24 protein-coding genes and 1 pseudogene are annotated in these 25,260 nt (G+C 62.2%); 16 read left to right on the top strand and 9 right to left on the bottom strand.

Going from position 1 to position 25,260, the window contains the following annotated elements:
* Positions 1-196: 196 nt before the first annotated feature.
* On the bottom strand, positions 197-1,444 hold the full coding sequence (rho, locus tag FIV42_RS13165; RefSeq protein ID WP_141198144.1) for a transcription termination factor Rho: 1,248 nt from the start codon (positions 1,442-1,444) through the stop codon (positions 197-199).
* 1,005 nt (positions 1,445-2,449) lie between these two features.
* On the opposite strand from rho, the gene FIV42_RS13160 reads away from it, so the two are divergent.
* On the top strand, positions 2,450-3,958 hold the full coding sequence (locus FIV42_RS13160; RefSeq protein WP_141198143.1) for an Rne/Rng family ribonuclease: 1,509 nt from the start codon (positions 2,450-2,452) through the stop codon (positions 3,956-3,958).
* A 95-nt stretch (positions 3,959-4,053) separates the two neighbouring features.
* Complete coding sequence (locus FIV42_RS13155; RefSeq protein WP_141198142.1) at positions 4,054-4,422, top strand: PilZ domain-containing protein; 369 nt, start codon at positions 4,054-4,056, stop codon at positions 4,420-4,422.
* A gap of 86 nt (positions 4,423-4,508) precedes the next feature.
* On the opposite strand, the gene FIV42_RS13150 is transcribed toward FIV42_RS13155, so the two are convergent.
* Positions 4,509-4,916 carry a J domain-containing protein gene (locus FIV42_RS13150; RefSeq protein ID WP_141198141.1) on the bottom strand — a complete coding sequence of 136 codons (408 nt, stop codon included), beginning with the start codon at positions 4,914-4,916 and terminating at the stop codon, positions 4,509-4,511.
* A gap of 159 nt (positions 4,917-5,075) precedes the next feature.
* On the opposite strand from FIV42_RS13150, the gene FIV42_RS13145 reads away from it, so the two are divergent.
* From FIV42_RS13145 to FIV42_RS13100, 10 genes and pseudogenes are all read left to right on the top strand, one after another.
* Positions 5,076-5,705: a YbhB/YbcL family Raf kinase inhibitor-like protein gene (locus tag FIV42_RS13145; protein WP_141198140.1), complete on the top strand. Its 630-nt coding sequence runs from the start codon at positions 5,076-5,078 to the stop codon at positions 5,703-5,705.
* 214 nt (positions 5,706-5,919) lie between these two features.
* Positions 5,920-6,354, top strand: a complete 435-nt coding sequence (fliO, locus tag FIV42_RS13140) for a flagellar biosynthetic protein FliO (RefSeq protein WP_141198139.1) — start codon at positions 5,920-5,922, stop codon at positions 6,352-6,354.
* A gap of 309 nt (positions 6,355-6,663) precedes the next feature.
* Positions 6,664-7,293, top strand: a pseudogene (gene sctR / locus FIV42_RS13135) (type III secretion system export apparatus subunit SctR); the annotation flags it as partial.
* A gap of 110 nt (positions 7,294-7,403) precedes the next feature.
* The gene (locus FIV42_RS13130) at positions 7,404-7,802 is read left to right on the top strand and encodes a four helix bundle protein (RefSeq protein ID WP_141198137.1); all 399 of its coding nucleotides are present in this window, start codon (positions 7,404-7,406) and stop codon (positions 7,800-7,802) included.
* A gap of 23 nt (positions 7,803-7,825) precedes the next feature.
* Positions 7,826-8,089 (top strand): flagellar biosynthesis protein FliQ, encoded by a 264-nt coding sequence (fliQ, locus tag FIV42_RS13125; protein ID WP_141198136.1) that lies wholly within the window; start codon positions 7,826-7,828, stop codon positions 8,087-8,089.
* Between the two features lie 9 nt (positions 8,090-8,098).
* Complete coding sequence (locus FIV42_RS13120; protein ID WP_141198135.1) at positions 8,099-8,914, top strand: flagellar biosynthetic protein FliR; 816 nt, start codon at positions 8,099-8,101, stop codon at positions 8,912-8,914.
* A 105-nt stretch (positions 8,915-9,019) separates the two neighbouring features.
* Entirely contained in the window at positions 9,020-10,063 is a 1,044-nt protein-coding gene (locus tag FIV42_RS13115; protein ID WP_141198134.1) for an EscU/YscU/HrcU family type III secretion system export apparatus switch protein, read from the top strand.
* Between the two features lie 2 nt (positions 10,064-10,065).
* On the top strand, positions 10,066-10,446 hold the full coding sequence (locus FIV42_RS13110) for a tetratricopeptide repeat protein (RefSeq protein ID WP_141198133.1): 381 nt from the start codon (positions 10,066-10,068) through the stop codon (positions 10,444-10,446).
* Positions 10,447-10,537: 91 nt separating this feature from the next.
* Positions 10,538-12,142, top strand: coding sequence for a response regulator (locus tag FIV42_RS13105; protein WP_141198132.1), 1,605 nt, complete (start codon positions 10,538-10,540; stop codon positions 12,140-12,142).
* Positions 12,143-12,152: 10 nt separating this feature from the next.
* Positions 12,153-12,533: a response regulator gene (locus FIV42_RS13100; protein WP_141198131.1), complete on the top strand. Its 381-nt coding sequence runs from the start codon at positions 12,153-12,155 to the stop codon at positions 12,531-12,533.
* A gap of 46 nt (positions 12,534-12,579) precedes the next feature.
* Here FIV42_RS13100 and hutH read toward each other — a convergent pair whose 3' ends face one another.
* The 4 genes from hutH to FIV42_RS13080 all read right to left on the bottom strand — a co-directional run bounded on the left by hutH (position 12,580) and on the right by FIV42_RS13080 (position 16,282).
* The gene (gene hutH, locus FIV42_RS13095; RefSeq protein WP_141198130.1) at positions 12,580-14,121 is read right to left on the bottom strand and encodes a histidine ammonia-lyase; all 1,542 of its coding nucleotides are present in this window, start codon (positions 14,119-14,121) and stop codon (positions 12,580-12,582) included.
* 102 nt (positions 14,122-14,223) lie between these two features.
* Positions 14,224-14,592 carry a DUF423 domain-containing protein gene (locus tag FIV42_RS13090; protein WP_141198129.1) on the bottom strand — a complete coding sequence of 123 codons (369 nt, stop codon included), beginning with the start codon at positions 14,590-14,592 and terminating at the stop codon, positions 14,224-14,226.
* The gene (locus FIV42_RS13085; protein WP_141198128.1) at positions 14,589-14,936 is read right to left on the bottom strand and encodes a hypothetical protein; all 348 of its coding nucleotides are present in this window, start codon (positions 14,934-14,936) and stop codon (positions 14,589-14,591) included. Before FIV42_RS13085 ends, FIV42_RS13090 begins: the two co-directional genes overlap by 4 nt.
* Complete coding sequence (locus FIV42_RS13080) at positions 14,921-16,282, bottom strand: dipeptidase (RefSeq protein ID WP_141198127.1); 1,362 nt, start codon at positions 16,280-16,282, stop codon at positions 14,921-14,923. Before FIV42_RS13080 ends, FIV42_RS13085 begins: the two co-directional genes overlap by 16 nt.
* A gap of 593 nt (positions 16,283-16,875) precedes the next feature.
* Here FIV42_RS13080 and FIV42_RS13070 point away from each other — a divergent pair.
* Positions 16,876-17,328, top strand: coding sequence for a GxxExxY protein (locus FIV42_RS13070; protein WP_141198125.1), 453 nt, complete (start codon positions 16,876-16,878; stop codon positions 17,326-17,328).
* Positions 17,329-17,554: 226 nt separating this feature from the next.
* Here the strand turns inward: FIV42_RS13070 and alr are convergent, their stop codons facing one another.
* The 3 genes from alr to FIV42_RS13055 are packed head-to-tail and all read right to left on the bottom strand — an operon-like array spanning position 17,555 to position 21,761.
* The gene (gene alr, locus FIV42_RS13065; RefSeq protein WP_141198124.1) at positions 17,555-20,086 is read right to left on the bottom strand and encodes an alanine racemase; all 2,532 of its coding nucleotides are present in this window, start codon (positions 20,084-20,086) and stop codon (positions 17,555-17,557) included.
* Positions 20,087-20,089: 3 nt separating this feature from the next.
* Complete coding sequence (gene thiD, locus FIV42_RS13060) at positions 20,090-20,938, bottom strand: bifunctional hydroxymethylpyrimidine kinase/phosphomethylpyrimidine kinase (RefSeq protein ID WP_222615448.1); 849 nt, start codon at positions 20,936-20,938, stop codon at positions 20,090-20,092.
* Between the two features lie 13 nt (positions 20,939-20,951).
* Positions 20,952-21,761: an isoprenyl transferase gene (locus tag FIV42_RS13055; protein WP_141198123.1), complete on the bottom strand. Its 810-nt coding sequence runs from the start codon at positions 21,759-21,761 to the stop codon at positions 20,952-20,954.
* Positions 21,762-21,891: 130 nt separating this feature from the next.
* Here FIV42_RS13055 and ygfZ point away from each other — a divergent pair, with 130 nt between their 5' ends.
* From ygfZ to FIV42_RS13040, 3 genes are all read left to right on the top strand, one after another.
* Positions 21,892-22,992: a CAF17-like 4Fe-4S cluster assembly/insertion protein YgfZ gene (gene ygfZ, locus FIV42_RS13050; protein WP_141198122.1), complete on the top strand. Its 1,101-nt coding sequence runs from the start codon at positions 21,892-21,894 to the stop codon at positions 22,990-22,992.
* Positions 22,993-23,054: 62 nt separating this feature from the next.
* Positions 23,055-24,023: an ArsA family ATPase gene (locus FIV42_RS13045; protein ID WP_168210616.1), complete on the top strand. Its 969-nt coding sequence runs from the start codon at positions 23,055-23,057 to the stop codon at positions 24,021-24,023.
* An 11-nt stretch (positions 24,024-24,034) separates the two neighbouring features.
* On the top strand, positions 24,035-25,216 hold the full coding sequence (locus FIV42_RS13040; protein WP_168210615.1) for an ArsA family ATPase: 1,182 nt from the start codon (positions 24,035-24,037) through the stop codon (positions 25,214-25,216).
* Positions 25,217-25,260 lie beyond the last annotated feature (44 nt).

Genomic DNA, 25,260 nt, shown 5'->3' with positions numbered 1-25,260 from the left:
CGCGCCGCCACCCCCGCGCGAGGCGGCGGGGGTGGTCATGGTTGCTCTCTCGAAAGTGGTTCGAACTCGAAGGTCCGAAAACTGACCACTTGTGAAAGGCCGACCATACGCACCCCGCCGCTCCGCGCGGGGTGCCGGGAGCGAAGGCGACCGGGGGCATCGCTGCGCTCCTGCAATGGCAACGCCAATGCAGACCCTAGCCGCTCATGCTGTTAAGGAACTCCTCGTTGGAGTCGGTCTTGCCCATTTTGTCGAGCAGGAACTCCATGGAGTCGACCACGTTGAGCGGGTGCAGGAGCTGGCGCAAGATCCAGACGCGGTTGAGCTGCTGATCGTTCATCAGGAGCTCTTCCTTACGCGTGCCCGACTTGTTGATGTTGAGGCACGGGAAGATGCGCTTTTCCATGAGCTTGCGGTCGAGGTGCAGCTCGCTGTTACCGGTTCCTTTGAACTCCTCGAAGATGACTTCGTCCATGCGGCTGCCGGTGTCGATCAGCGCGGTGGCGATGATCGTGAGGCTGCCGCCCTCTTCGATATTACGCGCGGCGCCGAAGAAGCGCTTGGGCTTGTGCAGCGCGTTGGAGTCGACACCACCGGACAGGATCTTGCCCGACGGGGGAACGACGGTGTTGTAGGCGCGGGCCAGACGGGTGATCGAGTCGAGCAGGATGACGACATCCTTTTTGTGCTCGACGAGGCGCTTGGCCTTCTCGATGACCATCTCGGCGACCTGGACGTGACGCTCGGCCGGCTCGTCGAAGGTCGAGCTGACGACTTCGCCGTCGACGGAGCGCTGCATGTCGGTGACCTCCTCGGGACGCTCGTCGATGAGCAGCACGATGAGGGCCGAGTCGGGGTGGTTGGCCGCGACGGCGTGGGCGATGTCCTGCAGCAGGACGGTCTTACCGGTACGCGGCGGCGCCACGATCAGCGCGCGCTGGCCCTTACCGATCGGCGTGAGCAGATCGAGGATGCGCAGGCTGTAGTTGTCCGGCTCGCACTCCAGCTCGATGCGCTCTTGCGGGTACAGCGGAGTGAGGTTGTCGAACAGGATCTTGTCGCGCGAATCTTCGGGGTCGTCGTAGTTGACGGCCTCGACTTTGAGCAGCGCGAAGTAGCGCTCGTTGTCCTTCGGCGGGCGAATTTGGCCGCTGACGGTGTCGCCGGTGCGCAGGTTGAAGCGACGGATCTGGCTGGGCGAGACATAAATGTCATCCGGCCCGGGCAGGTAGTTGTAATCGGGAGCGCGCAGGAAACCGAAACCGTCGGGCAGGATTTCCAGGACGCCTTCCCCGTAGATCTGGCCGTCCTTTTCGGTTTGCGCCTGCAGCAGAGCGAAGATCAGCTCCTGCTTGCGCATGTTCGACGCGCCGTCGATTTTGGCCTCTTTGGCCATCTTGGTGAGCTCACCAATTTTCTTTTCTTTGAGTTCTTTCAGGTTCATGAAGACTCCTCGAAGGGACCTTTCAACAAGGTAGGTAGGTATTGCGTCCTTCGCGCGAGGTCACAGACGCACACACGAACGGGAACGTTCGGCAGCGAGCGACGATCGGGCGAGGTGGGTTTGACAAGATTAAAAAATTTGGGGTGCCGTGCGGCGCTGACCGAGGCCCTACGCAGAGCCGAAGCCAACGTGGGTCGCGCACACCGATATTATCAGAGGAAACAAACTGGCTGGTATATGCGACTCGGCGTACCGGAAAGTACTGCTGAGACTCACGCACAATTCCCCGAACTGGAGGAATTGAACACCGAGACGTCGCCTAGCAGGTACGAGGGTAGCGACAATTTCGGCGTTGTCAATAGGGAGAACCCGGCGCACAACAAAGACATTCCAAAAACAGAAAACGCCGGCCCGCAGGCCGGCGCTTTCGTGCGGATCAATTGTCCGTGTCGGGAGTGCTCTGGATCGTTGGGGGAACGTGTTGGCCTCCCGTGCCCGACAGAACCTTGCACGTGCCGTGCCAAGAGTGAGGATCGGCGCGTGAGAGGCGTGGCGGGGCGATCGGGTCCCAAGAGATGTTTCAATTTCTGTGAAACACCGCTCCGATCATGACATCGATGTCATGATCTTCGAGTGGCGGCGCTGTCGCATCGTTGTTACTCATTCCTAGTTGATCGCCACATCGTATGCTATAAAAATGCGACCGGTCGCGCTCCTTCCGTGCCAGAATCGGAGGGGGGCGGCCAACGCGAAATGAATTCGCTCGCGCACGCTTTATTACAGAGCGCCCAGCACTCGCGGCCACCAAAAAAGCCGGCGGGTCGAGGGCAGCTCTAATCGCGAGATTTCGCGGCCAAGACAGCTATCTTGCTACCTTCGCTGTGGCTCCTTGTTTTGGAGGCAGCGCGTCCAGCGCTGGACCAGACCTTGAAGGTCTGCCTCCCAAGCTTTCGGCCTCAGCCGGGTGGTTCAACACATTTTCCGAGTACCAAAAAATAGGTTTTTATGTCCGACCTTCTGGTAGTTAACTCCACGAGTGCAGAGACACGTGTAGCCCTGGTCGAAGACGGCATCATCAGCGAGTTCTACATCGAGCGAAAGCGCGATCGCGATGTCGTCGGCAATATCTACAAAGGCAAGGTCGTGCGCGTCCTGCCGGGCATGCAGGCCTCGTTCATCGACGTCGCCCAGCAGAAAGCCGGCTTTTTGCACGTCAGCGATTTTTACGATTTCGAAGAAGATCTGGCCGCCTTTGTCGACGAGGACGCCGAGCTCTGGCCGCCGCCGTCGCGCAGCCAGAACAAAAAGCGCGTCAATATCCAAGACGTCCTCAACGAGGGCGAAGAGATCATGGTCCAGGTCTCCAAGGAGCCTATCGGCACCAAGGGCGCGCGGCTGACCAGCCATATCTCGATCCCGGGCCGCTTTTTGGTCTTCATGCCCACCGTGTCGCATATCGGCATCTCGCGGCGCATCTCGAGCGACAAAAAGCGCAAGCGCTTGCGCAAGATCGTCGAGGAGCAGCGCCAGCCGGGCACCGGCTTTATCGTGCGCACCGTCAGCGAGAACGCTTCCGAGGAGATGATTCGTCGCGAGATCGACGTGCTCACCAAGCAGTGGGAAGAAATCCTCGAGAAGTGCAGCCGGGTGAAGGCTCCGTACCTGCTGTACGAAGAGCCCGACCTTCTGCTGCGCGTGGCGCGTGACCTGTTCACGCCCAACCTCGAGCGGCTGGTGGTCGACGACAAGGAGGCGTACGAGCGCGTGCGCAACTACGTCGAGAAGTTCATGCCCGAGTACGTCGATTTCATCGACCTGTACGACTACGACGAGCCGATCTTCGACGCGTTCGGCATCGAGCCCGAGATCAACGGGGCGCTGTCGCGTCACGTCGAGCTCGAGTCGGGCGGCGAGTTGGTCTTCGACAAGACCGAGGCGCTGACCTCCATCGACATCAACACCGGCAAGTTCGTCGGGTCGAGCAGTCTCGAAGAGACGATCTTCAAGACGAACCTCGAGGCGGTCGACGAGATCGTCTACCAGCTTCGACTTCGCAATATCGGCGGCATCATCATCATCGACTTCATTGATATGGAGGAGGCTGGCCACCGCGAGAAGGTCTACCGCGCGCTCGAAGAGGCGCTCAAAAAAGATCGGGTGACCACGAACGCGCTGGCGATCTCGGACTTCGGTCTCGTCGAGATGACCCGCAAACGCGTGCGCGAGTCGCTGCACCAGTTCCTCTGCGAGCCGTGCGAGTACTGCGATTCGCGTGGCTTCGTGAAGTCCAAAGAGACGGTCGCCTACGAGCTCATCCGCGAGCTCAAGCGCGAGATTCCGCTCATCAAAGAAGAAGACATCTACATCCAAGCGTCCCCACAGGTCATCCAGGTGCTGCGCGGCGTCGAGCGAAAGGCGCTCGACAAGCTCGCCAAGGACGCGGGCAAGAAGTTTCACTACAAGTCTCAAAGCGACCGGCACATGGAATCGTTCGAGATCGCCGGGGCATCGTAGTATAGTGGGCGGAGCGGGGGCTCGCCCCCAGCGAAGCCAGCGCCGCTACAGCCCCAAGACTCATCTTGGGGTTGAGCGGTCAATACGGAGCAGACGTGACGACAAACGACCCAGCGACGACCAGCAGCGGCTCTTGGGCTGCCGCCGAGCACCGCCAGCACACGCGGGTGATCATCAACCAAGAGTTCGAGTGCATCGAGGACTACATCGCCGAGTATGTCTCGAATATCTCGCAGGGCGGGGTGTTCATCCGCTCGAAGAACCCGCTGCCGGTGGGCACCAAGGTCACCTTGCAGTTCTCGGTCATCCTCGACGACATCGAGGAGGTCAAAGGCGAGGGTGAGGTCGTGCGGGTCGATTCGTCGCCCGAAAATACGGGCATGGGCGTGGCGTTTACGCGCTTGGACGGCGGCAGCAAAGAATTGATCGACGAGATCTGCCGCCGCGCGGGTGTTGAGGAGTAGGGTTCACCACGGAGACACGGGGGACACAGAGAAAGGCCTTTTGGTTTTTCGCCGTGTCCCTGTGCTCCCCGGGGTGAATATGACGTTCAATAACGTCCCGATTCGAGCCAGTTTTTGACCGCGTGGTAGGCCTGCGTGATCTCCTGGCTGAGCTCGGTGGCGAGCTCTTCCATGTCCGAGTCGTTGGCGTAGCGGTCGGGATGATAGCGGCGCATCAGACGGCGGTAGGATTCTTTGACCGTCTCGAGATCGGAGCCGTAGGGCACTTCCAGGTTGGCGTAGTACTCGCGGATCGTCTTCTCCCCGGAGCCCGTGCCTGCGCTGCTCGAGCGTTTGCTGCTTTGTTCGCCGCCGATCTGCTCCCAATCACCGTCGGCGATCGAGTCGAACAGCTTTTCGAACCCGCCACGCTGCTCGAAGTCTTTGACCCGGTCGAGAACGTCGTTCAGGTTAGCGCGTACCGCGCGAACGAACCTGTCTTTGAAGTTGCTCATAGGATGTATCGGCCTTGGTAGAAACAGCTCTCTGAAACAACGGTCTGGGCGGCCTCACTATTCATCTTAGACATGGCAACGGTCGTTGTCAGTTGCCTTCCCCCCACCTGCTGCCTATAGTCGTTCGCGAACTTACCACAAATTGGAGGTTAACGGACGATGGAACTGTATAGCGAAAGTTTCGACGACGGCGACGAGATCCCTGGACAGTATGCGTTTTGCGTGCCCGACCCGGCGAGCCACGCCACGTTCAGCGACAACCTCAACCCGCATCTGGCGTGGAGTGATCTGCCTGAGGACACCCAGTCACTCGTGTTGATTTGCCACGACCCGGACGTGCCCAGCAAGCCGGACGACGTCAACCAGGAGGGCCGCGAGGTTCCCTCCGACCTCGACCGCATCGACTTCTACCACTGGGTGCTCGTCGACATCGATCCCGAACTCGAGGGGATCGACGAGGGCGAATTCTCCGAGGAAGTGACCGCACACGGTAAAAAAGGACCGGACGCTCCCCACGGCACCCGCCAGGGGATCAACGACTACACCAACTGGTTCGACGGCAATCCCGACATGGAGGGTGAGTTCTTCGGCTACGACGGACCGTGTCCTCCGTGGAACGACTCGATCGTCCACCACTACCACTTCACGCTCTACGCGCTCGACGTGGCCAAGTGTCCGGTCGAAGGCACCTTCACGGCCGCAGACGTGCTCGACGCCATCGAGCCGCATATCCTCGACGAGGCGTCGATCGTGGGGCTGTATAGCTTGAATCCGAACGTGGATGTTTGAGCAATTCATGCAGGCTTAGCTTTGCGAGGCCCCCCATCCGCCCTTCGCTGTGCTTCGGGCACCTTCCCCGAGGGGAAGGGATGCCTTAGCGAGAATCACAGTGGTAGCTTTGCGCAAGGACAGCCCTTCCCCCAGGGGAAGGTGCCGAGCGCGAAGTACAGCGCGAGGCGGATGGGGGGCGCCGCAAAGCAAGGACTCGCGGAGGGAAAGTCCCATGAACATCTCCAAGCACCGCAAAACGGCCTTTATCCTCGCCGGCCTCATTCTTCTGGGCGGTGCGCTCCTCCTCGCCTTTCCCGTCTCTCAACCACCCGCGCCTGCGGCCGATGTGGCCGCGCAAACGCCCGCCGTCCACTCCGATTACGGCGGCATGCTCCTCAAGATGGTCATCTCAGTAGGCCTCGTCTGCCTGCTCGCCTATGCGATCTTGCGCTGGGGACTGGGGCGACTCGCCGGAGTCCAAGCCGGAACCGAGCGCATGGAGATTCTGGACCGTCTTTCCGTCGGTCCGAACCGTTCGATTATGGTCGTTCGGGTGGCTAGTAGGTTCTTGGTGATCGGCAATACCGAAACAGGGATTTCGCTTCTGAGCGAACTTTCTGAAGAAGACGCGTGTGAGTTTCTTGTCTCGCAAGTGTCTGAAGAATAGACGAAAACGCCGACGCGATTGATGCGACGGCTTCTCCCTCCCGAAAAAAATCCAAAAAAGTACGCAACGAATCGGCCCTCTCTGCCGAAAACAGTAATAGAGGGGTCTTGGGGTCTTGGAACTGCGTCACTGCGTTCGCTTCTTCGGAGAGGGTAGGGCATGTGTGCCGGTCAATCAGCTTATAGCCGCAGTCGTAGTCGGCGATTTTCTTCGCTCATCACGTTCAGTGCGTTGTTTCTGCCGGCGGTGCCGGCGTTTGCGCAAATGCCGGGCGGTGGCTCGCAGAGCCCAATTGGGCTGGTGGTAGCGTTGGGCTTGCTCGCGCTGCTGCCGTTCTTGCTCATCATGGTAACGAGCTTCGTGAAGGTCGCGGTCGTCTTGTCTTTGCTGCGCACCGCGATCGGCGCGCAGCAGGTGCCGCCCAACCAGGTGATCACCGGCTTGGCCATCGTGTTGAGCATCTACATCATGGCGCCCGTGGGCATGCAGATCTACACGGAGGTCGAGCCGATGGTCGCCCAGATGGAGGAGACCGAGGAGCGCCCCGGCTTCGACGAGTACCGCGACCTCGCCAAGCGCACCGCCGCCCCGCTCAAGAGCTTTTTGAACAAGCACGCACACCCGATGGAAAAGCAGCTCCTCTACGAGCTCGCCCGCGAGTTGCGCCCACCCGACCAGCGCGAGGGCCTCGAGCAAAGCGACCTGATCGTCGCGGTGCCGGCGTTTGTGGTCAGCGAGCTCAAGGAGGCGTTCACCATCGGGTTTATCCTCTTCGTGCCGTTCATCGTCATCGACATGGTCATCGCCAATATCTTGCTCAGCCTGGGTATGCACATGCTCAGTCCGACCACGATCAGCCTACCGTTCAAGTTGCTGCTCTTCGTGCTCGTCGACGGGTGGTTTTTGGTCGTGAAGGGGCTGGTGCTTGGCTACGTGTGAACGAGTAAGGGTTACTAAGGGTTACTAAGGGTTACTAAGGGTTACTAAGGGTTACTAAGGGTTACTAGGGGTTACTAAGGGTTACTAAGGGTTACTTTGAGGAGGATCGGATGGGTTGGCGCGGAAAGAAAAAGAGGCGTGGGAAGTGGCCGCATGAGGAACTGTTGGCTTGGAAAAAGGGTCGTGAGCTTGTGGCGCGGGTATATCGGGTGACGCCGTCGTTTCCTCAAAATGAGAAGTTTGGTTTGCAGTCGCAGATGAGGCGGTCGGCGGTGTCAGTTCTTTCGAATATTGCCGAGGGAGCCGCTCGAGGTTCAGATCGAGACTTTCTCCGCTTTCTGTACATTTCCCGTGCGTCGCTGTCCGAGCTCTCGACACAGATCTTCATTTGCCAGGACTTGGGATTCTTAGACGCCGGAGAGGCTGACGAACTCCATTATGAACTCGATGGCGTCAGCTACTTTCTACAGCGGCTGATAGATTCGAAGCGTTCGAATCGGCGAGCTTAGTCACCCTAAGTCACCCTTAAACGATGGAAGACTACATCTTGCAGATCGCTCGTGAGGGCCTCTTGCTCATCTTGGTCGCCTCGGCGCCACCGGTGCTGGCGAGCCTGGTGACGGGCCTGCTGATCAGCATTTTTCAGGCGACGACGCAGATCCAAGAGCAGACGCTGACCTTCGTGCCCAAGCTCATCGCCGTGTTCGCGAGCTTGGTCATCGCCGGGCCGTGGATCGGCGCTCAGCTATTGCGCTTTACGCGCATGCTCTTCGAGGGTTTTCCAGGGCTCTTCTAGGAATCGCGCATGTGGGAGTTTCTCACAGACGAGGGTGTCCAGCAGGGCATCAACCAGATGATCGTGCTGGCGGCGCTGGTGACCGCTCGGCTGGTGCCGGTGGTCTATCTGGTGCCCTATCTGGGCGGACAAACTGTGCCTCAGCCGGTCAAGATGGGCATCGCGATGGCGCTGACGGTGATGGTGTACCCCGCGGTGTGGGAGACGGGAGCGGCCGGCGCGCTGCCGGCTGGCTCGCTCGAGCTTGGCGCGCTGGTCGTCAAGGAGCTCGTCGTCGGCCTGATGCTCGGCTTCGTCGCCGCGCTCGCCTTCGAGGCGTTGCGTGTGGCTGGCCAGGTCATCGACGGCGCCCGCGGCCAGACCATGGCGACGGCCTTCGTCCCGCAGCTCAAGACGCAGACGAGCGTGTCGGCGGAGTTTCTGTACCAGCTGGGCGTCGTGATGTTTCTGGTCACCGGCGGCCACCGGCTCTTTTTGACCGCGTTGGTCAAGAGCTATGTCATCGTACCACCGCAGAGTTTCCCCGAATTGGGGGTCAAGCTCGAGGCGATCACCTTCAGCATCGTGCGGCTCACCGCCGACGCCATCGCCCTGGGCGTGTTGCTCGCGTTCCCGGTCGTCGCCGCCATCCTGCTCGCCAACCTGATGCTCGCCCTCATCAATAAGGCCGCCCCGCAGATCAACGTCTTCTTCCTGGGCATGCCGCTCAAAGCGGTGTTGGGGGTGGGCGTGTTGCTCGTGGGGTTGCAGGTCGTGGTCGATCGCTTCCTGGAAGAGGCCGCGTTGGGCGTCACACACGTGATGGGCCTGATGGAGCTAATGTGAGAGAGGGTTCACCACGGAGACACGGGGAGCACGGGGAAGAGATTTTGTTCTTACTCCGTGGCCCCCGTGGTGATTACTCGCCGTTCAAAGAGCTGAGCTGGGCTCATGAGTGAGAAGAGCGAAAAACCAACTGCCAAACGCCGGCGCAAGGCCCGCGAAGAGGGCAATGTCGCCAAGTCGGCAGAGTTTACCGGTGCGATGGTGATGCTCTTTGCCGGGGCGGCGCTGGCGTTTTGGATGACCGAGATCGTGCGGCGTTCGGCGGGGCTGGTGGTCGAGAGCATTGGACTCATTTCCAGCCGGGATCCGACGTCGGCCGACATCGGGCCGTTCATGATGGCGGCGCTGGTGGAGCTGTCGTGGATGATCGCGCCCGTGCTGGCGGTGGGGTTCGTGGCCGCGGGGTTCTTCAATTACGTGCAGATTGGCGCGCTCTTTACGATGGACCCGTTGATCCCGAAGGGCGAGCGGCTCAACCCGGCGGCGGGACTCAAGCGCCTCGTCGAGCCAAAGAAGCTCGTCGATTTGGCCAAGAATGTCGGCAAATTGAGCGTATCGGGGGTGCTCGGCTACTTCGTCATCGGCGACAAACTCGGCGTGCTCGTGCAACTCCCACGTATGGGGCTGTGGCAGTCGATGGAGGTGCTGGGCACGGTGGCCTTCGACCTGTGTGCATATTTGGGCGGCGCGCTCGTGGTCTTCGGCGTGATCGACCTTTTGTGGCAGCGCCACAAGCACGAGAAGAGCCTGATGATGTCCAAAGACGAGGTCAAGCGCGAGCACAAGGAGAGTCAGGGTGACCCGCAGATCAAGAGCAAGCGCAAGCAGTTTCACCGCGAGTTGCTCAAAGACACGGGCATCAAAAACGTCAAGAAGGCGGACGCGGTGGTCGTCAACCCGACCCATGTAGCCGTCGCGCTACGCTACGAAGAGGAGTCGATGGGCGCGCCGCAGGTGGTCTCCGCGGGGCGTGGCGAGTTGGCGCGCCAGATCAAAAAGATCGCGCGGCGCCACGGCATTCCGACCATTCGAAACGTCGAGCTGGCCCGTGCGCTGGTCGATCTCGACGTCGACCACGAGATCCCGGCCGAATTCTACGAGCCGGTCGCTGAAGTTCTCAGTTACGTCTACAAGTTGCGAAGGGAGTGATCATGGCGCTCGATGATGTGGAGGCGTGGAGTTTGTCGCGCCTCGGGTTTTTGTTCTATTCGCGCGGTCGGCTGGCGCAGGCGGCGGCGATCTTTCACGGGCTGCTGCAGCTTCGGCCGCGTGGGGCTTACCAGTGGTACGCCCTCGGGCTCGTGCGGCGCGACCAGGGCGATTTTCGTGGCGCGGTCGAGTCGCTCAACCAGGCGCTTAGCTGCGACGCGAACCTGTGGCCGGCGCGGGTTGCCCTCGCCGAGTTATTGAGAGGGCAGGGGTATGCCCAAGATGCCGCCGCGGTGCTCGCGCCGCTGGTGCGCAGCGGCGACTCGAGTACGCCGGCGGTGCGACGAGGGCGCGCGCTGTGGCGGTGTTGGCAGAGGAGCTAGCACATTTGCCTTCCGAAGCAGCGGCGTCGTATCATGGGCGAACGAAATTGTTTCACGTGAAAAGTTGTCGTTCCGTACTGAAGTGCCGTGGATGTCCATGAATTCGGATGCCGAAGCCGTTGTCGAAGAGCTTGTGGATGAGCTGGTCGACGTTCGCCTGAGATTTGCTGAGTTGGCGTTGACCGACGGGCAGTTGTCCAAAGGCTTTCGCACGATCGCTGACGGCCTCGGCCAGGTGCTCGGGGAGCTCGAAGATGAGGCCGAGACCGATCAGGCGCGCCTGGGGGTCGTGCTGCAGGGGTTGCGCGCCCTCGCCGACGTATTGGAGGCGCGCGAGGCGCCCGACGAGGTGGCCGCCCACGGGAGCGAGGCGCCCGACGATCCCGCCGCACAATTCCACGCGATGTTCCGCAAAGAGGCGCGCAAGCGCTTGTCGGGCTTGTCGATCTCGATGATGGGGATCTTTAGCGAGCGCGCCAGCAAAGACGCGCTCGACCAGACCGCCAGCCACCTGCACGCCATGAAAGGGGCCGCGTCGATGGTGGGCTTTACCACCATCGCCCAGCTTGTCAGCGCCATGGAAAAGGTCGTGCTCGACATGAAGCGTTACGAGCCCGACGAGCGGACATGGCCGGTACGCTCGTTGATGCGTGGCTTCCAATTGCTCGAAGGGGCCGTCAATCACCCTGGGCTCGAGATCGACGAAGAACAAGCCGGAGGCGTGGTACGCATGCTCGAGACGTGCCGTGAAGCGGCATCGGCAAACTCGCCATCGTCTGCCGAGTCCTCCGCCGAAGCCGCCAATCTGTCTGACCAACCAGAAGATATGGCGCAGATGCGCACGACGCAGCCGTTGGAAGCCGCGCCCCGAAAGCCGGCGCGTCGGCGATTCGAGGAGTATGACGGGCCGGTCGAAAAGCGCATTCTCATCGTCGACGACATCGAGGCGATCGCCGCCAGCGTGGGCTTCGTGTTGTCGGAGCTCGACGTCCCCATCGACATGGCCGAAAACGGCGAAGAGGCGCTCGACATGCTTCGCGAGCGTCCCTACTCGTTGGTCGTCAGTGACGTCGACATGCCCCGAATGAACGGCATGGCGCTCACGCGCATGATTCGCAGTGACGAATACATGAGCGACATCCCGGTGATCTTGCTCACCAGCCTCGACCGTCCCGACGAGCGCGACGCGGGCATCGAGGCCGGCGCCACCGACTACATTATCAAGGGGTCGATCGGAGGCGGCGAGCTCCTCAATCGCGTCAAGGAGTTGTTGGAGATCGCCCCCGACGTGCCCGCCGGCGACTTTCCTCCCGAGGCTCGCCAGCACCGGATCCTCATCGCCGAGGACGTCGAGACCATCGCGGCGTCCATCGCTTTTGTTCTTTCAGAAGGCCCCTTCGAGATCGAGATCGCGCGCAACGGCGCCAAGGCTTTGGCCCGGCTCGAGGAAGAATCGTACGATCTGTTGCTAAGCGACGTGCAGATGCCGGAGATGAGTGGTATGGAGCTACTCGCAGCGGTCCGGAGCCACGAGAGGTTCTCCGAGTTGCCGGTGATCTTGTTGACGAGTCTACAAGATCCCGAAGTTCAAGAAGAGGCGCTCGACGCCGGTGCCAATCGCTTCCTCATCAAGGGCGAAGTGCCCGGCGCGACGCTGCGTCAGATCATCGAAGAAGTCGCTTCGACTAAGAGCTGAGACGACAGCCATGAAACCACTGGTTCTGATCATCGACGACAGCGAACTGATTTTGCAGATGCTCGACATGGTCTGCCAACAGGCGGGCTATCGGACGATCACGTGCAACAGCTTCAGCCAGGTCGACGAGGTGGTCCTCGACGAGGCGCCCGCGGTGGTGGTCAGCGACTTGAACTTGCCCGGTCTCGGCGAGCGCGACCCGGTCGCCGCCCTGCACGCGATCACCCAACTCGAGTCGGTGCCCGTCATCATCGTCTCGGGCATCGAGGCTGCAGAACTCGAGGAGACCGCCGAGCGCATCGGTGCGGCCGGCGCCATCTCCAAAGACGGCGGCATGCCCGTCGTCCAGGCTGAACTTCCCAAGCTGTTGGCGGAGCTTTCGGGTAGCTGAGAGCTCTCTATTGAAGGGCGAGGGCGCTTCAACTTCTGCAGGGCGTTCATTCAAAGAAATCCGACACCGTCTCAGCGAGTGAGCCGTCACGCACCAGCGTGGCGGCTTTTTCGATGTCGGGGTAGAGCACGCGGTCGTGCTTCATGAACTCGACGTGTTCGCGCAACAGTGTTTGGGCGCGGCGGGTGCCTTCGCCGAGGCGATGGCCGTTTCGCAGGTCGAGCGCCTGGGCGGCGATGAGGTATTCGATGCCGACGATCGTCTCGACGTTGGTCAGCGCGCGCAGTGTGTGCAGCGCGGCGTGCATGCCCATCGAGACGTGATCTTCCATGTTGGCGCTGGTGGGAATGGAGTCGACGCTAGCGGGGAATGCCTGCGATTTGTTCTCCGAGACGAGCGCGGCGGCGACGTATTGCGGGATCATCATCCCGGAGTTCAGGCCCGGATTCGACACCAAGAAGGGCGGCAGGCCCTCCGAGAAGTACTTGTCGGTGAGCTTCGCGCAGCGTCGCTCCGAGACGCTTCCGATCTCGGCGATGGCAGTCTTCAGGTAGTCGAGCGCGAGAGCCACCGGTTGGCCGTGGAAGTTGCCGCCCGACAAAATCGCGCCTTCGCGGCCATCTTCGGGCGGGAAGACCAATGGGTTGTCGGTCACGGCGTTGGCCTCGGTGGTCAATACGTCGATGACGTGGTCGAGCACATCGCGGCTCGCGCCGTGAACCTGCGGCATGCATCGCAGGCAGTAGGAGTCTTGGACGTACTCGACCTTGCCCTCGACGGTGCCGGGAGCGGCGCCAGCCAGTTCGCTGTCTGCCAATAAGGCGCGCAGTGCACGTGCGCTGTCGATTTGTCCCTTGCGGCCGCGAATCTCGTGGATGCGCGGGTCGAGCGCGGCGAGGCGGCCGGCGACTGCTTCGAGGCTCATCGCGCCGACCGTATCGGCGCAGTCGAGCAATTGGCGAAAGCGGATGGCGGCGACCACGCCGGCGGCGGTCATCGCCTGGGTGCCATTGAGGAGCGCCAGGCCCTCCTTGTAGGTCAGGCGGACCGGCTGCAAACCGGCGCGCATCATCGCCTCCTCGCCGCTGAGTTTTTCGCCTTCAAACTCCGCTTCGCCCAGGCCGATGAGCGGCAGGCACATATGGGCCAGGGGGCAGAGATCGCCACTGGCGCCGACGCTGCCAAGCTCCGGGATGACCGGATGGACACCGGCGTTGAGCATGTCGGCGAGCAGTTGCAGCGTAGACAGGCGAATGCCGGAGTTGCCCTGCGACAGCGCGTTGATGCGTAGCAGCATCATCGCACGCACCACCTCCGTGGGAAGGGGCTGACCGACGCCGCACGCATGGCTCACCAAAAGGCGTTCCTGCAGCGTTTCGGCGTCCTCCGGGCGGATCACACGGTCGCGGTTGGCGCCAAAGCCGGTGGTCACCCCATAGACGGCTTCGCCGCTCTGGGCCATTTCACGCACGAATTGGGCGGCTTGTTCGATCTTGGGATGGGCGGAGGGAGCGATCTCGACCGTCACGTGGTCGAAGACGACGCGTTCGATGGTTTCGAGATTCAGTGGGGTATGACCGATATGCATTTCTAGTACGTCCTATATTGCCACCCCTCCCCGAGCGGGGAGGTGGCGGCGTAGCGTAGCGAAGCCGTCAAAAGAGGGCCTCAGACGGCAGTTGAGACTCATTCAGTTCAGCTTGAGCGCCGCCATAAAGCAGCAAAACCAGCCCACGATCATCGCGGTGCCGCCGATGGGCGTGATGGCACCCAACCATTTGATGCCCGACAGGGCGAGGACGTACAGCGTGCCGGAGAAGACGACGACGCCGCCCAAAAAGGCCCAGCCGGCGACGGTCGCCCAGGTGGTTTGAGTCTGGCCGACGAGCCAGGCGGCGCCAAAGAGCGCCAGCGCGTGGTACATCTGGTATTTGGCGGCGGTTTCCCAGACGGCGAGCATATCGGCGTCGAGGCGTGCTTCGAGCGCGTGGGCGCCGAACGCGCCGGCGGCGACGCCGAGCAGCCCCAACAGACTTCCCATGGCGACGAACAATTTCATCGTAGACCTCGGTTCTCAGATTCGTTCGGAACGATTTCCTCGAGGAGCTTTTTGGCCTCGCGTGACGCCTCGCTGCGTGTAGAGCGAGGATGTAGCTTGGCCATGTCCTCGGCGATGAGCCTGACGCGTCGCGCGTGGATGACGGCGATGGTCGAGGCACGATCGCGCAAAAGACGCTCGCGCTGTTGTCGGTGCTCGGCGTCGGCACGGGCCGACGCCGATGTGGACGAGGCCCGGTCACAACCCACCCCGCTCGAGCCCACGATGAGCAAGCCGAGCAGGGCGGCGGTGACGGGCAACCAGGTCGCACCTAGAAAACGCGTGCTCTTTACAATTCGTTCCACAGGTATGCGCTCGTCTCGATGCCCTTGTAGAAGCATTCGAGGTTGAACTTTTCGTTGGGGCTGTGAAGCCGATCGTCGTCGAGGCCGAGACCCATCAAGATCGTCGGCGACTCGAGTTCATTGGAGAACGTCGCTACGACCGGAATCGAGCCGCCACCGCGGGTGAAGACGGTCTCGGCGTCCCACGACTTCTGCAGCGCGCGGCAGGCGGCGCGTACGGTCTCGTTGTCGCGGTCGATGAGCACCGGATCCCCACCGTGGTGGGGCTTGAACTCGACCTTGACCGTGTCGGGGGCGATCTCCTCGATGTAGTTCTGGCACAACTCGAGCACCTTGGCGGGATCTTGGCCCGGCACCAGGCGACACGAAATTTTGGCCGACGCCGTCGACGGAAGCACCGTCTTGGCGCCCTCGCCGATAAAGCCGCCCCAGATGCCGTTGCAGTCGAGGGTTGGCCGCGCCCACTTGCGCTCGAGGGTGGTGTAGCCCTCCTCGCCCTGGAGCCCCGGCGCACCGGTCTCGGCGAGGTAGCCCTCCTCGTCGAACGGCAGCGAAGCGAATTGCTCGCGCTCGTCGTCTTCGAGGGCGATGACGTCGTCGTAAAAGCCGGGCACGGCGATGCGGCCGTCGGCGTCGTGCAGCTGCGCGATGATCTTGGCGAGCTCGTTGATCGGGTTGGGAACGGTGCCGCCAAAGAGTCCCGAGTGCAGGTCGTGGCTCGGTCCGGTCACGGTGACCTCGAAGTAGGTCAGGCCGCGCAGCCCGTAGGTGATCGTGGGCACGCCCGGAGCGAACATCGACGAGTCGGAGATGACGACGGCGTCGCACGCCAAGCGCTCCTTGTTCTCGAGGACCCAGGGAGTGAGGTTCGGGCTGCCGACCTCCTCTTCCCCCTCGATGAGCAGCTTGACGTTGACGGGCAATTCGCCGCTCGTCTGAAGGTGCGCCTCGAGGCCTTTGACATGGGCAAAGAGTTGCCCTTTGTCATCGGTGGCACCGCGCGCAAAGATTTTGCCATCGCGCACGTCGGGCTCGAAGGGCGGCGTATCCCACAGGTCGAGCGGATCGGGCGGCTGCACGTCGTAGTGCCCGTAGATAAGAATCGTCGGCTTGCCCGGCGCCTTGCAGTGCTCCGCATAGACAATCGGATGGCCGGCGGTCTCCTCGATCTCGACGGTGTCGATGCCGATCTCTTCGAGGTGGTCGGCCACCCAGCGTGCGCAGCGCGCCACTTCGTCCTTCTGGGTGGGGTCGGTCGAGATGCTCGGAATGCGCAAATATTCTTTGAGTTCGTCGAGGAAACGCTCTTTGTTTTCCTCGATATATTCAACAGCTTGCTGGCTCATGGGTGGCTCCTCTTGGGGAAGGTTTGTGCCTCAAGGTGATCTTTAGCTCTGATGCCCCTCACGTAGCAACTGGCGAAAAGCCGTGGAGGCTTTGAGGCCGTGGAGGCCGTGGAGGCTTTGAGGCTTGGAGGCCTTGAGGCGTGGAGGCCTTGAGGCCGTGGAAGCACGGTAGAGCTATGGAGGACCGTGGAAGCGTGGAGGAAGACGGAGGTGAACGCGGAGTTCAGGTTGCCGCGCGCTGCCTGGGCGGGGCGTGGCGGTGCTCAATGTTCTTCAGTGCTTCCATGGTACTCCATAGCTCTTCCGTGTTTCGAGTGGCTCAATGGCCTCGGGGTTTCCGTGGCCTCCACGGCCTCCACGGCCTCCACGGCCTCCACGGCCTCCACGGCCTCCACGGCCTCCACGGCCTCCACGGCCTTTACGTCAACAGAGCTGCGGGCTGGTGGGGCGGCCTCTGACGCCGTCTAGGCCGCGATTTGAGCACCCCTGCCAAAAAAGTACGCAACGAATTGGTTGGTTTTGCCGAAAACAGTAATGGAGGGGATGTGCGTTACCTCCAAGACAAACTCAACCACCAATTTTGGAGCATACAAATGGCATATCATGAGGAAGTAGCGAATGACGTTCTGACCGAGACGATCATCGGCAAAGCGATCGATATCCACAAGAACACCGCCCCCGGACTGCGCGAGTCGTTGTACCAGGAGTTGTTGTGCGAGGCGCTTCGCGATGAGGGGATCGCCTGTGAGATGGAGCACTCGATCGAGATCGAGTACGCCGGGCGCACGGTCACGACCGGCCGGGCCGATCTATGGATCGCCGACACCGTCGTGGTGGAACTCAAGGTCGTCAAGCAGATCACCGATGAGCACTACAATCAGTTAGGGCGGTACGTGAAGGCGGCTGACGCAACGCGTGGGCTGGTGCTCAACTTCGGGTCGGCGACGGTGGGGATCAGGCGATATACCAACTTCGAGCTCTTGGAGGCCGGGGAGGGCGTGGAGGCCGTGGAGGGCACCGAGGACAGGGAGGGCATTGAGGCGTAGAGGCCTTGAGGCCGTGGAAGCACGGTAGAGCTATGGAGGACCGTGGAAGCGTGGAGGAAGATGGAGGTGAACACGGAGTTCAGGTTGCCGCGCGCTGCCCGGGCGCGGCGTGGCATTGCTCAGTGTTCTTCAGTGCTTCCATGGTACTCCATAGCTCTTCCGTGTTTCGAGTGGTTCAATGGCCTCCGCGCTTCCGCGCTTCCGCGCTTCCGCGCCCTCCGCGCACTCACTGCCGAACGAAGATGCGTCGGACGCGCGGCGAGATATTGCACAGGAGCTCGTAGCTGATCGTCCCCCCGCGCCCAGCGATTTCGTCGACGGTGATCGCCTCGCTGCCTTGGTGCCCGAAGATAACTACTTCGTCGCCTACCTTGGCGTTGGGGACGTCGGTCACGTCGACCATCGACACGTCCATGCAGACGTTGCCGACGACCGGGCAGCGCCGGCCGCCGATGAGGACTTCGCCGCCGTTGGACATGAAGCGGGGGAAGCCGTCGTTGTAGCCGGCGGCGATCGTGGCGATCGTGCGGGGCTGCTCGGCGGTCCAGGTGCGGTTGTAGCCGACCGTTTCGCCGGCGGCGACGTCTTTGAGGTGGATGATGCGGGTGGTGAAGGCTAGCGCCGCGTGTGTACCGTCTGTTTCACGTGAAACGGCAGGAGTCGGCGAGAGGCCGTAGAGACCGAGTCCCACGCGCACGCGGTCGAAATGGGCGTCGGGAAAGCGCCAGGCGCCGGCGGTGTTGGCGGCGTGGACCACATTCGGATGGATGCCTTCGGCGTGCAGTTGGTCGAGCACCGTTTTGAAGGTGTCGATCTGTTGGCGGGTGAAGGCGTCCTCGTCGGGGTCGTCGGCGGCGGCGAAGTGGGTCATCAGCCCTTCGATGACGATCTCGTCGATCGCGGCCAACTCGCGGGCGAAGCTCAAGGTCTCGTCGGGCTTGAGCCCCACGCGGTTCATGCCGGTGTCGACCTCGAGGTGAACGTGCACGCGTTTAGAGAAGCGGCGCGCTTGGGTGCGAAGCGCGTCGACGACTCCTCGCGAGTAGACCAGCGGGGTGAGGTCGTATTTGACGAGCTTGTCCGCCTCGGACGCGAGGGCGTTGGTGACCAGTATTGGCAGCGTCAGGCCGCGTTTTCGAAGTGGGATGCCCTCGTCGGCGTATGCGACGGCGAGCGCGTCGACCCCCTCGCGGGCGAGCGTCTGCGAGACGCGCGTCGAGTCGTTGCCGTAGCCAAAACTCTTGACCACGGCGATCAGCCCCGTGCCGTCGCCGACATGGCGGCGAATGGCGTGATAGTTGTCGCGGATGGCGTTGAGGTCGATGTAGAGCCGGGCCGGCGCCACGCTCTCGAGGAGGCGTTCGGCGGCGCGCTCCAGTCCCATGGTGCGGCTCGCCTTGAACAGCACCACGTCGCCCGAGCGCAATTCGCGCTCGAGCAGGTCGTGCAGCGTGTCGATGGAGTCGACGCAGTCGATGTGATCGGCCGTCATGCCGGCAGTTTGCGCCGCTTTGCCGATGGTCTGCGCGCGCTCGCCGTAGCAGATCAACCGGTCGATGCCCGTGTGTGCGACCACCTGGCCGAGTTGACGGTGAGCGGCGGTCGAGCGCGCGCCGAGATCGAGCATATCGCCCAAGATGGCGATTGCGCGCTGTTGGCCGGCATAGTGCTCGAGCACACTCAGCGCGGCCCGCGCGCTCACCGGATCGGAGCTGTAGGCGTCGTTGATGAAGGTGACACCCTCCTGGGTGGTGTGCATCTCGAGGCGCAACGGACTCAGTTCGAAGGCAGCCAAGCCCTCGCGAATGGCCTCGACAGACACACCAAGAGTATCGGCAGCTGCGATCGCCGCCGCCGCGTTCGCTAGGTTGTGGCGACCGGGCACGTTGAGGGCGAACGGGTGATGTGCGCCGTCGGGAAATTGCACCGAGAATGCAAACCCCTGGGAGGTCTGCGCGACTCGCTCGACCAGATAATCAGCGTCGGTTTTTTCGTCGCCAGGAGCATCTTTGCCAGGTGCGATGGCAAATGACACAGGGGTGCCGGGCAGCTTGTAACGCCCCAGGGGCTTGCTCTCGGCGGGATAGATCAGCGGGCGGTCGTCCAGATTGGCAAAAAGTTCGAGCTTCTCGCGCGCGGTGGTGGCGAGGTCGTTGAGGCCGGCGGCGTGGGCGAGCCCGATATTGGTGATGATGCCCAGCGTCGGGCGAATCATCGGCTCGAGACGCTCCATTTCACCGATACGGCTGATGCCCGCTTCGATCACGGCAATATCGTGCTCGGGGCGGATGCCGAGCAGTGAGAGCGGCACACCGATCTGCGAGTTGTAGCTGCCGGGGCTGCGAAAGACGGTTTGCTCTTGCGCCAAGATGCTGGCGAGCATGTCTTTGACGATCGTCTTGCCGTTCGAGCCGGTAATGCCGACCACCGGGACGTCGAAGAGTCCGCGCCAACTGGCCGCGAGTCGCTGGAGGGCCTCGAGCGTATCGTCGACTCGGATGAGCGCCACATCTGGGTAAGCCAATGGGTCACCGTGGCTCACTAACGCGGCAGCGGCGCCCTTCTCACTCGCCTCGGTGATAAAGCGATGGCCGTCGAAGTGCTCGCCGTCGAGAGCGACAAAGAGGCTATTTTGCGCAAAGGGAGCTCGTGAGTCGGTGCCGATTTCACTGATGACGAGGTCTGCATCGCCGCACAGAAGTTCGCCGCCGGTGAGCCGGGCGATCTGCTCGAGGGTGAGCTGTGGCGATTGTGACATCAATTACGTCCAGTACTCGTGCATCGGGTTGACGGGAGCGATGCCTCGACCCACTAGCGGCGCGTTCTCGATGGCTTTGCTGATAAAGTCGCGGGCAAAGCCAATCGCCTCGGGCAGTTCGTCCTCGAGCGCCAAACGGGCCGTGATGACGGCCGAATAGACGCATCCCGAGCCGTGTACGCGGCTGCTGTCGATGCGGTCGGCGCCGAATTCGATAAAGCCGGTGCCGTCGAAGAAGATATCGCGCACGATCTTGTCGAAGTGTGCGCCCTTGATAAGCACGTGCTGTACCCCGAAGTCGTAGATGCGCTTGGCCGCCTCTTTCATCGAGGCGACGTTGCCGACCTCGCGGCCGCAAAGCGCCTCGGCCTCGTGACGGTTGGGCGTGACCAACATCGCACCTTCGAGCATCCGGTCGCGGATCATGCGCTGGGCACGCTCGGGCATGAGCGGATCCCCGTGCTTCGAGACAATGACCGGATCGACGACGAGTTTGTCGATGGGACGCTCGGAGAGCGCTTCGGCGACGGTGCCGATGACCGCTTCGCTTCCGAGGGCGCCGGTCTTGGCGGCCGCGGGCCGCAGGTCTCCCATCACGGCTTCGAATTGAGCACGAACCAGATGCTCGGGGAGCATTTCCAAGCCCGAGACGCCCTGGGTGTTCTGGGCGGTCACAAGCGTGAGCACGGAGGCTCCGTGGACGCCGCACGCCGCGAAGGCCTTCAGGTCCGCTTGGATGCCCGCGCCGCCGCCGCTGTCGCTGCCGGCGATCGTCAGGGCCACGGGATGCGGCGTCTCTTCTTTCTTCTCGCCCGTCATGTCGCCCGTAAGGGCCGAAAGAAAATCGCTCATGGTGTTTCCAAAACTAGTCGGATTGTTTGATTTGTTCCCTGGTCTTGCCGAAGCGGCGCTCGCGGCCGCCAAACGAGTCGAAGGCGCGCAGTAGTTGCGCCTCGTCGAAGTCGGGCCACAGCACGTCGGTCACGTACAGCTCGCTGTAGGCAATCTGCCAGAGCAAGAAGTTGCTGATGCGCAGCTCACCGCTGGTGCGGATGACCAAATCGGGGTCGGGGGCGCCGCTGGTGTAGAGCTGCTCTTCGAAGGTGGCTTCGGTGATATCGTCGGGGGCGAGGGCGCCGTCGACGGCAGCCTTGGCGAGGTTGCGCGCGGCCTGCAGGATCTCCTCACGGCCGCCGTAGCTCACCGCCACCTGCAACAACAGGTCACGATTGTCGGCGGTGGCCTCTTCGAGATCGGTGATCGACTTGCGCAGGCGCCGGCCGAGCTGTGAGCGCTGGCCGATGACTTGGATTCGCACCCCGTTTCGCATCAGGCGCTCGCGCTCCTTTTTGATGTAGAGGTCGAACAGCGTCATCAGCCCGGTGACTTCGTCTTCGGGGCGTCCCCAGTTTTGCGTGCTAAAGGCGTACAGCGTGAGCGCCTCGACGCCCAAGTAGCGGCACGCCTCGACGACGCGACGCACCGAGTGGGCGCCCTGGCGGTGGCCTTTGATGCGGCGCATGCCGCGTTGCTGCGCCCAGCGACCGTTGCCGTCCATGATCACGGCGACGTGGGTGGGGATCGGTCCCTCGTAGTCGGAGAGCAACAGTTCATCGACCGTCAGGTCGCTCAGCTCACCGGTCGAACGAGCGGGTTTGGGAGAGTTCTTCGGCATTTGGACTACCCTGCGCGGGGGGCGATTACGACGGCGATGAATTAACACGCGGAAGGCGCGGGTGGCAATGCGGTCGTGTCTAGGTTATGCAAAAGTCGATGGTCGACCTGTGAGAACGAGGTAGCGGTCAATGAGCAGAACGAAGGCATTCAAAGAGCAGCTCGACGAGCACGGCGCCAAGTGGAGTGAGTGGCGTGCGGTCGAGGTCGTCGGTGATTTTGGCGATCCGGATACCGAGTATCACGCGGTGCGCGGCGAGGGGCTGGGGTTGGCAGACCACTCCTGGCGCGAAACACTGGTGGTCACCGGCAGCGATGCTGTGCCGTGGCTGCAGGGGCTCGTGACCAGCGATTTGTTCCAGTTGGCTGAGGAAGGCTCCGGCCAGATCACCACGGCGGTCAACCAGGTCGGCAGGCTCATCGCCGAAGCGCGCGTCCTCCATATGCCCGAGATGTTGGTGCTCGACCTCGAGCCGGGTGTGCTCGAGGCGGGACTCTTGTCGCACCTTCGCCGGCACATCATCACCGAAGACGTCACGCTGGTCGACCGCAGCGAGCAGACCGCGCGTGTGAGCCTGTACGGCGAGCAGGCCGCCGAGCTGCTCGACAGGGTGTGTGACACCGAGCATCGGGTGACGTCCCTGGAGGAGTTCGCGGGCACCTGGGGCGCGATGGGCGACGAGGATGTCGTCATCCAGCGCGTGCCGCTGACAGGAGGGCCGGGCTTCGACGTCTCTTGTGCCAGCGAAGCAGCCGACCGGGTGTGGCGGACCCTGATCGACGCCAACGACGCGGTCACGCCGGTGGGCTTCGATACGCTCGAGACCCTTCGCATCGAGGCGGGTGTGCCGAGGTTTGGCAAAGAGCTGACTGAGGAGCGTATCCCGCTGGAAGCCGGACTCGACCACGCCATCTCGTTCAATAAAGGCTGCTACTTGGGCCAAGAGATCATCGCGCGGCTCGACACCCGCGGCACTCCGGCCCGATTGCTGCGCACGCTGGTGCTCGGAGAAGGCGCGGCGCCGCGCGTGGGTGCCGATATCGAGCGCGAGGGCAAGGTCGTCGGGCAGGTGGTCAGCTCGGTATGGTCCCCGCGCCTGCAAAAGCCGATCGCTCTGGGCTACGTCAAGCGCAACCACAACGAGGTCGGCACCGACGTCGAGGTTGAAGCTCGTCCGGCCAGCGTCGAGGCGCTGGGATATGCGCTTGCTTCCACGTCAGCCAAGGTTTAAATTTCGCGCCGGGCGGCCCATTTGTACTCTCGCCAGTTGTTTCTTCGAGTGAGGCGAATCCCTTGAGCCTTCAAGACCAACGCTTCGTGCTTTTCTCCGGCAAGGGTGGCGTCGGAAAGACGGTCATCTCGTCGGCCTACGCGCTCAGCTGCGCGCGGCGCGGTGAGCGTACGCTGTTGATGGAGCTCAACGTCAAAGACAAAGTGAGCTCCTTTTTCGGCTCGTCGTCCGTGGGAAGTGACATCGTGGAGGTCGAGGACAACCTCTTCGCGGTCAACGTCACCCCGGACGCTGCGCTGGAGGAGTACGGCCTGATGATCTTGAAGGTCAAGCTCATCTACAAGGCCGTGTTCGAGAACCGCATCATCAGCTCCTTTCTGCGCTCGATTCCCGGCCTCAACGACCTGTTGATGCTCGGCAAGGCCTATTTTCACGCCACCGAGGTCGCCACCGACGGCTCGTACGTGTGGGACAAGGTCGTGGTCGACGCGCCGGCGACCGGCCACGGGCTCTTCTTTTTGCAGATCCCGTCGGTCATCACCGGGTTTATCAGCTCGGGGCATATGTACGAGGAGGCCAAGCGCATCCAAGACCTGCTCCAAGATCCGGCGAAAACGGCGTTGAACCTGGTGACGCTGCCCGAGGAAATGCCGGTCAACGAGACGCTGATGATGCGCGACGAGCTCCAAGAGCGCATGGGGCTGGCGACGACCTCGATCATCGCCAACGGCGTTTACCCGCCGCTTTTCAGCCAAGAACAATACGACTGGATCGACGAGGCGCGTGACGCCGTGGCCCCCGACAGCGAGCTGCTCGGCGGCTTTTTGGACGCGGCGTCGTTTCGCGGCCAGCGCGTCGACTTGCAGAACGAGTACCTCGAGCGCCTCGAGAACGAGGTCGATCTGCCGCTGTATTACGTGCCGTATCACTTCACCGACCGCGTCACGTTCCCGGTCATCTCGAAAATCGCCGACCAGCTCGCCGCCCAGATTTCGGGCGAACAAGAGCCGACTGCCCTCTCAGCGCAATGAGCCTGCAATCGATGGAAGCTGATCGCGAAGCATTTTCGAAGCTGATCGCCGGACGTGAGCTGGTGGTTTGCGCCGGTTCGGGTGGTGTGGGCAAGACGACCACCAGCGCCGTCATCGCGCTCCACGCAGCCGTCGAGGGCCGAAAGGTTCTCGTACTGACGATCGATCCGGCCAAGCGCCTGGCCAATAGCCTGGGCGTCAGTTCCTTGGAGAATACCCCGCAACGCATCCCGCTCGACCAGTTTCGCGAGCACGGACTCGAGCCCAAAGGGGAGCTGTGGGGGATGATGCTCGACATGAAGCAGTCGTTCGATCACCTGGTCGATCGCTACTCGGCCAGCGAGGAGAACCGGCAAGAGATCCTCAACAACAAGATCTACAAGTACTTCTCCACGAGCTTGGCCGGCACCCAAGAGTATGCCGCGGCCGAGCGGCTCTTGGAGTTGCACACCGAAGAGGATTACGACCTCATCGTGCTCGACACCCCGCCGACGACCCACGCGCTCGACTTTCTGGAGGCGCCGGTGCGCTTGGCCGACGCCGTCGAGAACAAGGCGCTTCAGTGGATCTACAAGCCCAACCTTCTGACCGGCCGCAGTGGCCTGGGCCTGTTTTCGGCAGGGACGTCTTACGTCGTCAAAGCGCTGAGCAAATTTACCGGCACCGCCTTTCTCGACGAGTTGGCCGTCTTTTTGCGCAATTTCTCGTCGATGTTCGAGGGATTTCGCGACCGCGCCAACCAGGTGCGCGAGCTGCTGATGGGCGACAAGGCGACCTTCGTGGTGGTCACCGCCCCCGATCCGCTGCAGCTCGACGAGGCGCTGTTCTTCTACGAGCAACTCGGCACCCGTCAGCAGGTGGCGGTGGGTGGTTTCGTGGTCAACCGCGTACATCCCAACTGGGTGCCCGAAGCGGAGCTCAAACGCCCGCTCGTCAGCCTGATGAACGAACTCGAAGCCCTCGAAGAGCCTGTCGGCGCGCTGTCTGAAGAGACGCGTCGCGAACTCGCCGAGAACCTGCGCGAGAACGCCGCCGAGTTCTACACCCTGGCGCTCAAAGACGCCGGCAGCCTCCTGCGCCTGCGCGAGGAGATCCCTCAATCCATCCCCATGGTTCAAGTGCCCTTCTTCGCTCAAGACATCCACAGTCTCGAAGGCCTGAGCCGCGTGCGCGAAGCGATCTTCGGCGCCTGAAACTCCCCCGCTCGAAATCCGATCGGAACAAATTGTCGGTGTCG

The organism is Persicimonas caeni (assembly GCF_006517175.1).
Taxonomy (GTDB): domain Bacteria; phylum Myxococcota_A; class Bradymonadia; order Bradymonadales; family Bradymonadaceae; genus Persicimonas; species Persicimonas caeni.
Note: the sequence above shows the minus strand (reverse complement) of the source record. Positions and strands in the feature narration are given on the sequence as shown.

Coding starts and splice junctions, on each gene's coding strand:
- rho (WP_141198144.1), bottom strand. CDS start 1,444: ATGAACCTGAAAGAACTCAAAGAAAAGAAAATTGGTGAGCTCACCAAG.
- FIV42_RS13160 (WP_141198143.1), top strand. CDS start 2,450: ATGTCCGACCTTCTGGTAGTTAACTCCACGAGTGCAGAGACACGTGTA.
- FIV42_RS13150 (WP_141198141.1), bottom strand. CDS start 4,916: ATGAGCAACTTCAAAGACAGGTTCGTTCGCGCGGTACGCGCTAACCTG.
- FIV42_RS13145 (WP_141198140.1), top strand. CDS start 5,076: ATGGAACTGTATAGCGAAAGTTTCGACGACGGCGACGAGATCCCTGGA.
- fliO (WP_141198139.1), top strand. CDS start 5,920: ATGAACATCTCCAAGCACCGCAAAACGGCCTTTATCCTCGCCGGCCTC.
- FIV42_RS13130 (WP_141198137.1), top strand. CDS start 7,404: ATGGGTTGGCGCGGAAAGAAAAAGAGGCGTGGGAAGTGGCCGCATGAG.
- fliQ (WP_141198136.1), top strand. CDS start 7,826: ATGGAAGACTACATCTTGCAGATCGCTCGTGAGGGCCTCTTGCTCATC.
- FIV42_RS13120 (WP_141198135.1), top strand. CDS start 8,099: ATGTGGGAGTTTCTCACAGACGAGGGTGTCCAGCAGGGCATCAACCAG.
- FIV42_RS13115 (WP_141198134.1), top strand. CDS start 9,020: ATGAGTGAGAAGAGCGAAAAACCAACTGCCAAACGCCGGCGCAAGGCC.
- FIV42_RS13110 (WP_141198133.1), top strand. CDS start 10,066: ATGGCGCTCGATGATGTGGAGGCGTGGAGTTTGTCGCGCCTCGGGTTT.
- FIV42_RS13105 (WP_141198132.1), top strand. CDS start 10,538: ATGTCCATGAATTCGGATGCCGAAGCCGTTGTCGAAGAGCTTGTGGAT.
- FIV42_RS13100 (WP_141198131.1), top strand. CDS start 12,153: ATGAAACCACTGGTTCTGATCATCGACGACAGCGAACTGATTTTGCAG.
- hutH (WP_141198130.1), bottom strand. CDS start 14,121: ATGCATATCGGTCATACCCCACTGAATCTCGAAACCATCGAACGCGTC.
- FIV42_RS13090 (WP_141198129.1), bottom strand. CDS start 14,592: ATGAAATTGTTCGTCGCCATGGGAAGTCTGTTGGGGCTGCTCGGCGTC.
- FIV42_RS13080 (WP_141198127.1), bottom strand. CDS start 16,282: ATGAGCCAGCAAGCTGTTGAATATATCGAGGAAAACAAAGAGCGTTTC.
- FIV42_RS13070 (WP_141198125.1), top strand. CDS start 16,876: ATGGCATATCATGAGGAAGTAGCGAATGACGTTCTGACCGAGACGATC.
- alr (WP_141198124.1), bottom strand. CDS start 20,086: ATGTCACAATCGCCACAGCTCACCCTCGAGCAGATCGCCCGGCTCACC.
- thiD (WP_222615448.1), bottom strand. CDS start 20,938: ATGAGCGATTTTCTTTCGGCCCTTACGGGCGACATGACGGGCGAGAAG.
- FIV42_RS13055 (WP_141198123.1), bottom strand. CDS start 21,761: ATGCCGAAGAACTCTCCCAAACCCGCTCGTTCGACCGGTGAGCTGAGC.
- ygfZ (WP_141198122.1), top strand. CDS start 21,892: ATGAGCAGAACGAAGGCATTCAAAGAGCAGCTCGACGAGCACGGCGCC.
- FIV42_RS13040 (WP_168210615.1), top strand. CDS start 24,035: ATGGAAGCTGATCGCGAAGCATTTTCGAAGCTGATCGCCGGACGTGAG.